Origin of the sequence: Kitasatospora sp. MBT66, assembly GCF_000710405.2 — a bacterium.
GTDB classification, from domain to species: Bacteria; Actinomycetota; Actinomycetes; order Streptomycetales; family Streptomycetaceae; genus Kitasatospora; species Kitasatospora purpeofusca.
In genome coordinates this window covers 1,223-10,256 of sequence record NZ_JAIY01000030.1, presented here as the reverse complement: position 1 = coordinate 10,256, position 9,034 = coordinate 1,223, and the positions used below count along the sequence as shown (strand labels likewise).

The following is a 9,034-nucleotide window of genomic DNA, read 5'->3' as shown; positions in this document are numbered from 1 at the left end:
ACCCACGGCGGCGGCCCGCCGAAACCGCCCCGGGCCCACGGCGGACCCGGGCGTCCGCCCGGCCCGCCGCCGCCGAAGGGCGGCCCGAAGGGACCGAACGCCCCCCGGCCCTCGTACCTCTCACCGGGCGTGCCGGCGAACTCCGGCCCCGGGCGGCAACCGCCGGGACCGCCTTCTCCACGGAATCGTCCTGGGCGCATGGCACCCACCTCCAGTTCGGACCGCTCGGACGCGGCCCCGTCGCGACGATCGTCAGACGATCGTTCGGGACAGTCGAGTTACTGTCTCGATAACTCGACGATATATCGCTGACTGTCGGTCGTCAACGCTTTCCGATACACCTTCCGACACTGCCGCCCCCTCGGCCGCTACGGTGCGTCCATGGCCGGAGAACGAGACCTCGCAACGCTGCTGCGCGACCTGCGCCCCGAGCTCAACCCGGGGCGGTACGTCTACTGCACGCTCCCCAACAAGGTGCCCGCCGGACTGCGGCCGGTCGCCACCGTCGCCGAACCCGAGGGGGTGACGGTGGTGGTGGCCCAGGAGGAGGCGGACGCACTGGGCCTGCGCTACGAGTACGTGGCCGCCTGGATCACCCTGCGGATCCACTCCGCCCTGGAAGCCGTCGGCCTGACCGCCGCCGTCGCGACCCGGCTCGCCGAGGAGGGGCTCAGCTGCAACGTGGTGGCCGGTTACCACCACGACCACCTCTTCGTCGCCGCCGACGACGCCGAACGCGTCCTCGGCGCCCTGAAGGAGCTCTCCGCCCGCTCCGCATGACCGGGTGGCCCCACCGGGTGGCCGCCCGCCGAGGGCGCTCGGACACTGGGAAGGGCCGGGCAGCCGCCCGGCCCCGCCGTCCGCCCGGAAGGAAGTGCGCCGCCATGGCCACCTGCGTCACCTGCGGCAACGACTACTGGCTCGCCTTCGAGATCAAGACCGTCACCGGCGACGTCTACACCTTCGACAGCTTCGAGTGCGCCATGGAGAAGCTCGCCCCGCGCTGCGAGCAGTGCAGCGTCCGGATCGTCGGCCACGGCGTCGAGGTCGCCGGGATGTTCTTCTGCTGCGCCCACTGCGCCCGCGTCAACGGCGGCCTCGGCGACCAGATCCGCGACGCCGTCGGCACCCACCCGGGCTGACCCGCCCGCGCCGGGAACGCCGAAGGCCCCCCGACCCACGGTCGGGGGGCCTTCGCGGACGTCAGGGGCGGAAGAGTCGGCCTGTACGCCGGGTTCTGTCTCCCGGGCCGCTCGCGCGGGCCGGGGAGGCGGTCATCCATCTAGGGCTGCCGTTGCCGACAGCCTCGTGCGGTCCACCCGCGGACTCGGGCGAGCAGCCCTCAAGCATCCGCGCACAGCGCCCTGGGGCGCCGATCTTGACCTTGCTCCAGGTGGGGTTTACCTAGCCGGCCGGGTCACCCCGGTCGCTGGTGGTCTCTTACACCACCGTTTCACCCTTACCCGTCGCCGAAGCGGCGGGCGGTCTGTTTTCTGTGGCACTGTCCCGCGGGTCACCCCGGGTGGGCGTTACCCACCACCCTGCTCTGTGGAGCCCGGACGTTCCTCGGCGGGTCCTGGGACCCGTCGCGACCGCCCGGCCGGCTCTTCCGCCGTAGGGGTCATCGTAGCCGCTCGGGCGGGGCCTCCCGTACTCCGGGGCGGGCCGGCGGCGCCTCCGCGCCGAGGTGGGCGGCCACCCGGGCGGCGGTGGCGGTGCCCCAGGCGGAGGTGGTGACCAGGCCGAGCACCAGGATCGTCGCGCCGAGCCCCACCAGGATCCACCAGCCGGCGTGGCTCGCCGGGGCGAAGCCGGTGAGCACCGGGCCGGCCACGGCCGAGACGACCACGGTGCCGATCACCGCGACCCCGAGCGACTGGCCGACCTGACGGCTGGTCGAGGCGACGGCCGCCGCCACCCCGGCCTGGGCCCGCGGCATGCCGGACACGGCGGAGTTGGTGATCGGCGCGTTGACGAAGCCGAAGCCGAAGCCGAACAGCCCGTACGCGGCCAGCAGCAGCCCCGGCGGGGAGTCCGCCGCCAGCCGGGTCAGCAGCAGACCGCTGCCGACCAGGCCGAGCCCGGCCAGCACCAGCGGCAGCCGGGGACCCCTGGCGCCGACGATCCGGCCCGACAGCGGCGCGCAGACCAGCATCATCACCGCCATCGGCAGCGTCCACAGGCCGGCCTCCATCGGGCTGTACCGGCGGACGTCCTGCAGGTAGATGGTGTTGAGGAAGAGGAACCCGCCGAGCGAGGCGAAGGCGCAGACGGCGGTCAGGGTGGCCCCGGTGAACGGCGCGCTGCGGAAGAACCTCGGGTCCACCAGCGGCTCGGCGACCCGCCGCTCCCAGAGCGGGAAGGCCACCAGCGCGGCGAGCGCGGCCACGGCCAGGCCGAGGATCAGCGGGGAGGTCCAGCCGTGGTCCGGGCCCTCGATGATCGCGGCGGTGCCGCAGCCGAGCAGCACCACCATCAGCAGCTGCCCCACCGGGTCGAGCCGGCGGGCCCGCGGCGCCCGCGACTCGGGGACGTAACGGGCGGTCAGCAGGCAGGCCAGCAGTCCGACCGGGACATTGATCAGGAAGATCGCCGGCCAGCCGGCGGCATGCACCAGGAAGCCGCCGAGCAGCGGCCCGAGCGCCATCGAGATGCCGACCACCCCGCCCCAGACGCCGATCGCCCGGGCCCGCTCGCGGGGCTCGGTGAAGGTGTTGGTGATGATCGACATCGCCACCGGGTTGAGCATCGAACCGCCCACCGCCTGCACCGCCCGGAACAGCACCAGCCACCCCAGGCTCGGCGCCAGGCTGCAGAGCAGCGAGCCGAGCACGAAGACCACCAGGCCGGTCTGGAACACCCGGCGGCGGCCGAAGCGGTCGGCGAGCGAGCCGAACAGCATCAGCAGCGAGGCCAGCACCAGGGTGTAGGCGTCGATGATCCACTGCAGACCGGAGGCCGGGGCGTCCAGGTCCTTCTGGATCTCCGGGAGGGCGATGTTCACCACGGTGTTGTCGAGACCGACGATGAACAGGCTCATGCAGCAGATCGCCAGGACGAGCTGTCGGCGGCGCCGGCCGGGGTCGGCGACGGGCGGCGGACTCATGAAGGTCGCATCGGGCACGGGTCGATCCTCCCACCGGGACCCTGCTCAGAGGGCGGCGAAGCGGACCGTCCGGGTGGCGGGGTCCGCGACGGTGAGCCGCGCGGCGATCCGGCCGCCGAGCGGCAGGGCGGTGCCGGGTGACTCCCCGTCGGCCCCCTCGCCGGGCCCGGTGCCCGCCCGGTCGCAGCGGGCCCGGACGGCCGGTTCGCGGAGCTGGACGGTCCCCCGGTCCGGCCGCTTGCCGTCCACGTCGATGACCACCGCCGGGAAGTCCTCGCCCACCCGGCCGGACAGCACCTCCGCCTCCACCAGGTCCACGCAGGCCCGTTCGACCTCGCCCGCGCGGCGGTCCCCCGCCGTCATCAGCGCGGCCACGTCCACCAGCGCCTCGCGCGCCCAGTCCGGCGGCTCCTCGCCCGCCGCGACCGCCGCGCAGACCTCCTGGGCGAACCGGTCCCCCAGCCGGCGCAGCGGCGCGGTGCAGTGCGCGTACGGCGCGGCCAGCGCGGCGTGCCCGGGGTCGTCGGGCGCGGGCACGCCCCGGGCGGTGTCGAAGGCCCGGTAGCCCGCGCCCCGCAGCAGTCCGGTGCACTCGTTCAGGAAGGCGGCGTGCAGCGGGCGGTCCGGGTCCAGCGAACGGACCAGGTCCGGGTACGGCAGGCCGTCGGGCCAGTCGATGTCCAGCGCGCGGGCGGTGCGGCGCAGCCGCTCGTACGCGGCGGGCGGCGCGGTGGGCAGGGTCCGGAGCAGGCCGACCCCGGCGTCCAGCATCAGCTCGGCCGCGGCCATGCCGGTGAGCAGCGAGATCTGGGCGTTCCAGCCGTCGGCGGGGGTGGGCGCGCGGTAGCCGAGGACGTAGCCGCGCGGGGTCTCCTCGATCTCCTGCTCGGGCACGGGGAGGCTGATCCCGCCGCGCTCGCGCTCCCGCTCCTCGCGCAGCCGGCCGACGGTGGCGAGCAGGACGAGCTGCTCGTCGGCGCCGCCGGCGTCCACGGCGCGCTGGACGGCCGCGTAGTCGAGCCGGCGGTGCGAGCGGACCACGGCGCGCCGCAGGTCGGCGAGGACCACGGCGCCGTCCTCGTCCAGGTCGATCTGCCAGAGCAGCGCGGGGCGGGGTTCGCCGGGCAGCAGGCTGGCCGCGTCCTCGGAGAGCCGGGTGGGGTGCAGCGCGACCGGCCGGTCGGGGAAGTACAGGGTCTGCACCCGGCGGCGGGCCTCCTCGTCGATCGCCCCGCCGGGGCGGACGAAGGCGGCGACGTCGGCGATGGCGTAGTGCACCCGGTAGCCGCCGCCGGGGCGGTGGGCGAGGTGCATCGCCTGGTCGAGGTCGCGGGAGCCGGGCGGGTCGACGGTGAACAGCGGCAGCTCGGTGGCGTCGTGGTCGGGCAGCCGGGGTGCCCCGGCGGCCCGCTCGGCCTCCGCCAGCGCCGCCTCGGGCCATTCGGTGCGGATCTCCAGGGCGGCCCGCAGCTCGGCCAGTTCGGCATTGATCCGGGCGGAGTCGGCGGCCTTGACGCGCAGTTTTCGGCGGGGCATGGGGGCAGCGTAGGGCCGGGCGGGTGGTTCCGGCCGGAGGTCGGCGGCGGGCGGCGTGCCGGTGTCCGGGCGGGGCGCGCGGCCGGGGCGGGCGCCCGGGGCGGGCGCGTCCGGACAGGCCGGGCGCGGGGGCGGGCCGTCGGCGTAAGGAGTCGTAGCGTGGGGGCGCTGATGATCGACGGCGAAGGGGGAACGGGCGATGCGGGCGGTAGGGGTCGTGGGGACGGCGGTGGCCGGGGTGCTGGCGGGGACGGGGGCGCTGCACGCGGTGTGGACGGTGTCGCCGTGGCCGTTGCGGACCCCGGAGGAGTTCGCGGACACCGTGGTCGGCACCGGCGACGGGGTGCCCCCGGCGGCGGCGTGCGCGGCGGTGGCGGGGCTGCTCGGTGCGGCCGCCTACCTGGTGGCCGCGGAGGCCGGGGCGGTGCCGGCGGTCGGGCCGGCGCGGCTGCGCCGGGCGGGGGTGTGGACGGTGTCGGCGGTGCTGCTGACCCGCGGCGCGGGCGGGCTGACGCTGGTCGGCGGCGAGCGGGCGCTGCGCTCGGAGCGGTTCCGGCGCCTCGACTCCCGGTACTACTCGCCGCTCTGCCTGGCGCTCGGCACCGGTGCGGCGGTGGTGGCGGCAGCCGGTACGGGTTACCGGGAGCCGGGGCCGGTTGCGTAGGGTGGCCGGGTCCGCCGCCACAAAGTGTTGAGGAGTCGCCGTGCTGGTCCTGTTGCCGCCCTCGGAGGGGAAGGCCGCGTCCGGGGACGGCGTGCCGGTGGCGCTCGACGGACTGTCGCTGCCCGGGCTGACGGCGACCCGGGCCCGGGTGCTGGAGACGCTGGTCGGGCTCTGCCGCGGCGACGAGGACACCGCCGCCGAGGTGCTGGGGCTGAGCCCCGGGCTGCGCGGCGAGGTGGCGCGCAACGCGGGCCTGCCGACGGCGGGCGCCTTCCCGGCCGGGGAGGTGTACACCGGGGTGCTCTTCGACAACCTCGGGCTGGCGACGCTCGACGAGGCCGCGTACGACCGCGCCGCGCGGACGCTGCTGGTGTTCTCCGGGCTCTGGGGCGCCGTGCGGATCGACGACCGGATCCCGCCCTACCGCTGCTCGATGGGCGTGAAACTCCCCGGCCTGGGGGCGCTCGGAGCGTACTGGCGGAGCGCGACGGCGTCCGTGCTGCCGGAGGTCGCCGACGGGCTGGTACTGGACCTGCGCTCCTCCGCGTACGCGGCCGCCTGGAAGCCCGCCGGCGAGCTCGTCGCCCGGACGGCGACCGTGCGGGTGCTGCAGGAGCGCGACGGCCGGCGCACGGTGGTGAGCCACTTCAACAAGGCCACCAAGGGCCGCCTGGTCCGTGACCTGCTGGTCGCGGGCGCCGAGCCCAAGACGCCCGGCGAGCTGCTGGACGCCCTGCTGGGGCTCGGCCACCGGGTGGAGGTCGCCGCCGAGGGCACCGCGCGCAAGCCGTGGCAGCTGGACGTGGTGGTCACCGAGGTGCACTGAGCGTCCCCGGACGCGTTCCCGGACACGTTTCCCGGACGCATTCCTGGACCGAGGCGCGCCGGGGCCGGACGGACGGGATCCGACCGGCCCCGGCGTCCGTCAGCGCAGGTGCCCGGTGTCGTTGAGCAGCCGCAGCGAGGCGTTGCCGTCCGCGTAGTACTGGACGGCGCAGATCGAGGCGGCGGACAGCTCCATCCGGTACAGCGAGTCCGGCGGGGCGCCCAGCGCCAGCCGGACCAGCGTCTTGATCGGGCTGACGTGCGAGACCACCAGCACGGTCTTCCCGGGGTAGCGGGCGAGGACCTTGTCCCGGGCCACCCCGACCCGGTGGGTGAGGGTGGTGAAGCTCTCGCCGCCGCCGGTCGGCCTGGCCCTGGCGGAGCCGAGCCAGGCGGCGAGGTCCTCCGGGTGCCGCTCCTGGACCTCGCCGAAGGTCAGCCCCTCCCAGGCCCCGAAGTCGACCTCGCGCAGCCCCTCCTCGTACCGGACCTCCAGGCCCAGCCGGGCGGCCACGGTCTCGGCGGTCTGCCGGGTGCGCAGCATCGGCGAGGCCACCACGGCCTGGACCGAACCGCGCGCGGCGAGCGCCTCGGCGGCCCGCTCGGCCTGCCAGCGGCCCTTCTCCGACAGCTCCGGGTCGGTGCCGCCGCTGCCGGAGAACCGCTTCTCCGGGGTGAGGTGGGTCTCGCCGTGCCGGAGCAGGACGAAGGTGGTCGGGGTGCCGAGGTCGGCGGGCGCCGCCCAGCCGGCCTTGGGGGCGGCGGTCTCCAGCGGCGGTGCGGGTTCGCCGGCGACGGCGACGGCCTCGGGGGCCCTGGGCTCCCACTGGCGCCCCGCCTTGCCCGCGTCCATCGCCTCGTTGGCCAGCCGGTCGGCGTCCTTGTTCTTCTCGCGCGGGATCCAGGTGTACGCCACCTGTCCGCGCGGGAAGGCCTCGCGCGCCTCGGCCGCGAGCGGCTGCATGTCCGGGTGCTTGATCTTCCACCGGCCGGACATCTGCTCGACGACCAGCTTGGAGTCCATCCGGACGTCCACCGAGGCGGCCGGGTCGATCGCCCGGGCCGCCCTCAGGCCGGCGATCAGGCCCTTGTACTCGGCGACGTTGTTGGTCGCGTGGCCGATGAACTCCGCAGCCTCGGCGATGATCTGTCCGGTGTCGCCGTCCCGGACCACCGCGCCGTAGCCGGCCGGCCCCGGGTTGCCCCGGGAACCGCCGTCCGCCTCGACGACGAACCTGCGCACGGCCACCGGGTCAGACGCCCGAGTCGGCGGTGCGGACCAGGATCCGCGAGCAGTTCTCGCAGCGGACCACCTTGTCGGCCGGCTCGGCCTTGATGGAGTTCAGCTCGGTGATCGAGAACTCGGTGCGGCAGCCCTCGCAGCGGCGCTGGAACAGCCGGGCCGCGCCGACGCCGCCCTGCGTCTCGCGCAGCTTGGCGTAGACCTTCATCAGGTCGGCCGGGACGACGGCGGCGACGGCCTCGCGGTCGCGGCGGACCTTCTCCACCTCGGCGTCGATCTCGGCGTACGCGGCGTCCCGGCGGCCCTCGGCCTCGGTCAGCACGACGGTGGAGTGCTCCAGGCGCGCGGTCAGCTCGGTGACCCGGGTCTGGGCGGACTCCAGCCGCTCCATGATCTCCAGCACGACGTCCTCGAGGTCGCCCTGGCGCTTGGCCAGCGAGCCGATCTCGTGCTGGAGGTTCTCCAGGTCCTTCGGCGAGGTGATCGCGCCGGAGTCCAGGCGCTGCTGGTTGCGGGCGGCCCGGGAGCGCACCTGCTCCACGTCCTGCTCGGCCTTGGTCAGCTCACGGGTGGTGTCGCCGTGCTGGGCCTGGGCGGCGATCACCAGGTCCTTCAGCGCGGTGTGGTCGGCGTTGACCTTGTCGATCTCGGCGTGCTCCGGCAGGCTGCGCCGCCGGTGGGCCAGCTGGTCGAGCTTGGAGTCGAAGGCCTGGAGGTCGAGCAGGCGGATCTGGTCGGCGGGCGCGGCGTTCAAGCGGAGAGCTCCTGTGAATCGGGTCAGGCGGGGAAGGACATGGGGGCGTGCGCGGTCCACGGGTCGGTGACCGTGCGGGAGACCCTGGTCTCCACGGTCCACCCGCGCTTCTCGGCGGTACCGAGCAGCGCCCGCTCGGCCAGCGGCAGCCAGGGCCACTCGGTGGCCCAGTGCGCGGCGTCGACCAGGGCGACCGGCGCCGCCTCGGCGGCCTCGGAGGCCGGGTGGTGGCGCAGGTCGGCGGTCAGGTAGGCGTCGACGCCCGCCGCGCGCACCTCGGCGAACAGGCTGTCGCCCGAGCCGCCGCACACCGCGACCCGGCTGATCAGCCGGTTCGGGTCGCCGGAGACCCGGACGCCGGCGGCGGTGGCCGGCAGGCCGGCGGCGACCCGCGCGGCGAACGCGGCCAGCGGCAGCGGGGGCTCCAGCAGGCCGACCCGCCCGGTGCCGCGCCGGCCCAGCGGGTCGGTCGGGTCCGGGACCAGCGGGCCGGTCACGGTCACACCGACCGCCTCGGCGAGCGCGTCCGAGACGCCCGGGTCGGCGTGGTCGGCGTTGGTGTGGGCCACGTGCAGGGCGATCCCGGCGCGGATCAGGGTGTGCACGACCCGGCCCTTGAAGGTGGTGGCGGCCACGGTGGTGGTGCCGCGCAGGTACAGCGGGTGGTGGGTGACCACCAGGTCCGCCCCCCACTCGACGGCCTCGTCGACGACCGCCTGCACGGGGTCGACGGCGAACAGCACGCGGCGGACCTCGGCCTGAGGGTCTCCGCAGACCAGGCCGACGGCGTCCCAGGACTCCGCCCACTGCGGCGGGTACAGCTCTTCGAGGGCGGTGATGACGTCGGACAGTTTCGGCACCTGTCGAGACTACCGTGCGCACGGGGGGAGGCGTCCGCCCGCCCGG

Annotated in this window: 9 protein-coding genes and 1 other RNA gene; 4 read left to right on the top strand and 6 right to left on the bottom strand. The window is 75.4% G+C overall.

The annotated features are described in order from the left end of the window. Positions 1 to 381: 381 nt before the first annotated feature. On the top strand, positions 382 to 780 hold the full coding sequence (locus tag BI06_RS45230) for an ACT domain-containing protein (RefSeq protein WP_030391598.1): 399 nt from the start codon (positions 382 to 384) through the stop codon (positions 778 to 780). Positions 781 to 884: 104 nt separating this feature from the next. Next, positions 885 to 1,142 carry a hypothetical protein gene (locus tag BI06_RS45225; protein WP_030391599.1) on the top strand — a complete coding sequence of 86 codons (258 nt, stop codon included), beginning with the start codon at positions 885 to 887 and terminating at the stop codon, positions 1,140 to 1,142. 68 nt (positions 1,143 to 1,210) lie between these two features. Here BI06_RS45225 and rnpB read toward each other — a convergent pair. From rnpB to BI06_RS45215, 3 genes are all read right to left on the bottom strand, one after another. Beyond that, positions 1,211 to 1,608, bottom strand: an RNA gene (rnpB, locus tag BI06_RS45235) — RNase P RNA component class A. Positions 1,609 to 1,621: 13 nt separating this feature from the next. After that, positions 1,622 to 3,106, bottom strand: a complete 1,485-nt coding sequence (locus BI06_RS45220) for an MFS transporter (RefSeq protein WP_051743092.1) — start codon at positions 3,104 to 3,106, stop codon at positions 1,622 to 1,624. A gap of 45 nt (positions 3,107 to 3,151) precedes the next feature. Next, positions 3,152 to 4,642: an RNB domain-containing ribonuclease gene (locus BI06_RS45215; protein ID WP_043479085.1), complete on the bottom strand. Its 1,491-nt coding sequence runs from the start codon at positions 4,640 to 4,642 to the stop codon at positions 3,152 to 3,154. 199 nt (positions 4,643 to 4,841) lie between these two features. Between BI06_RS45215 and BI06_RS45210 the strand changes: the two genes are divergently transcribed. Next, complete coding sequence (locus tag BI06_RS45210) at positions 4,842 to 5,306, top strand: DUF3995 domain-containing protein (protein WP_082559117.1); 465 nt, start codon at positions 4,842 to 4,844, stop codon at positions 5,304 to 5,306. Between the two features lie 40 nt (positions 5,307 to 5,346). Further along, the gene (gene yaaA / locus BI06_RS45205) at positions 5,347 to 6,132 is read left to right on the top strand and encodes a peroxide stress protein YaaA (RefSeq protein WP_043479078.1); all 786 of its coding nucleotides are present in this window, start codon (positions 5,347 to 5,349) and stop codon (positions 6,130 to 6,132) included. A 99-nt stretch (positions 6,133 to 6,231) separates the two neighbouring features. Here yaaA and BI06_RS45200 read toward each other — a convergent pair whose 3' ends face one another. From BI06_RS45200 to BI06_RS45190, 3 genes are read right to left on the bottom strand one after another with little or no spacing between them, the layout of a single operon-like run. Continuing rightward, positions 6,232 to 7,374 carry a bifunctional RNase H/acid phosphatase gene (locus BI06_RS45200; protein ID WP_233290566.1) on the bottom strand — a complete coding sequence of 381 codons (1,143 nt, stop codon included), beginning with the start codon at positions 7,372 to 7,374 and terminating at the stop codon, positions 6,232 to 6,234. A 10-nt stretch (positions 7,375 to 7,384) separates the two neighbouring features. After that, positions 7,385 to 8,128, bottom strand: coding sequence for a zinc ribbon domain-containing protein (locus tag BI06_RS45195; protein WP_030391605.1), 744 nt, complete (start codon positions 8,126 to 8,128; stop codon positions 7,385 to 7,387). A gap of 23 nt (positions 8,129 to 8,151) precedes the next feature. Beyond that, positions 8,152 to 8,988 (bottom strand): Nif3-like dinuclear metal center hexameric protein, encoded by an 837-nt coding sequence (locus tag BI06_RS45190; protein ID WP_030391606.1) that lies wholly within the window; start codon positions 8,986 to 8,988, stop codon positions 8,152 to 8,154. Positions 8,989 to 9,034: the final 46 nt, after the last annotated feature.

Coding starts and splice junctions, on each gene's coding strand:
- BI06_RS45230 (WP_030391598.1), top strand. CDS start 382: ATGGCCGGAGAACGAGACCTCGCAACGCTGCTGCGCGACCTGCGCCCC.
- BI06_RS45225 (WP_030391599.1), top strand. CDS start 885: ATGGCCACCTGCGTCACCTGCGGCAACGACTACTGGCTCGCCTTCGAG.
- BI06_RS45220 (WP_051743092.1), bottom strand. CDS start 3,106: ATGAGTCCGCCGCCCGTCGCCGACCCCGGCCGGCGCCGCCGACAGCTC.
- BI06_RS45215 (WP_043479085.1), bottom strand. CDS start 4,642: ATGCCCCGCCGAAAACTGCGCGTCAAGGCCGCCGACTCCGCCCGGATC.
- BI06_RS45210 (WP_082559117.1), top strand. CDS start 4,842: ATGCGGGCGGTAGGGGTCGTGGGGACGGCGGTGGCCGGGGTGCTGGCG.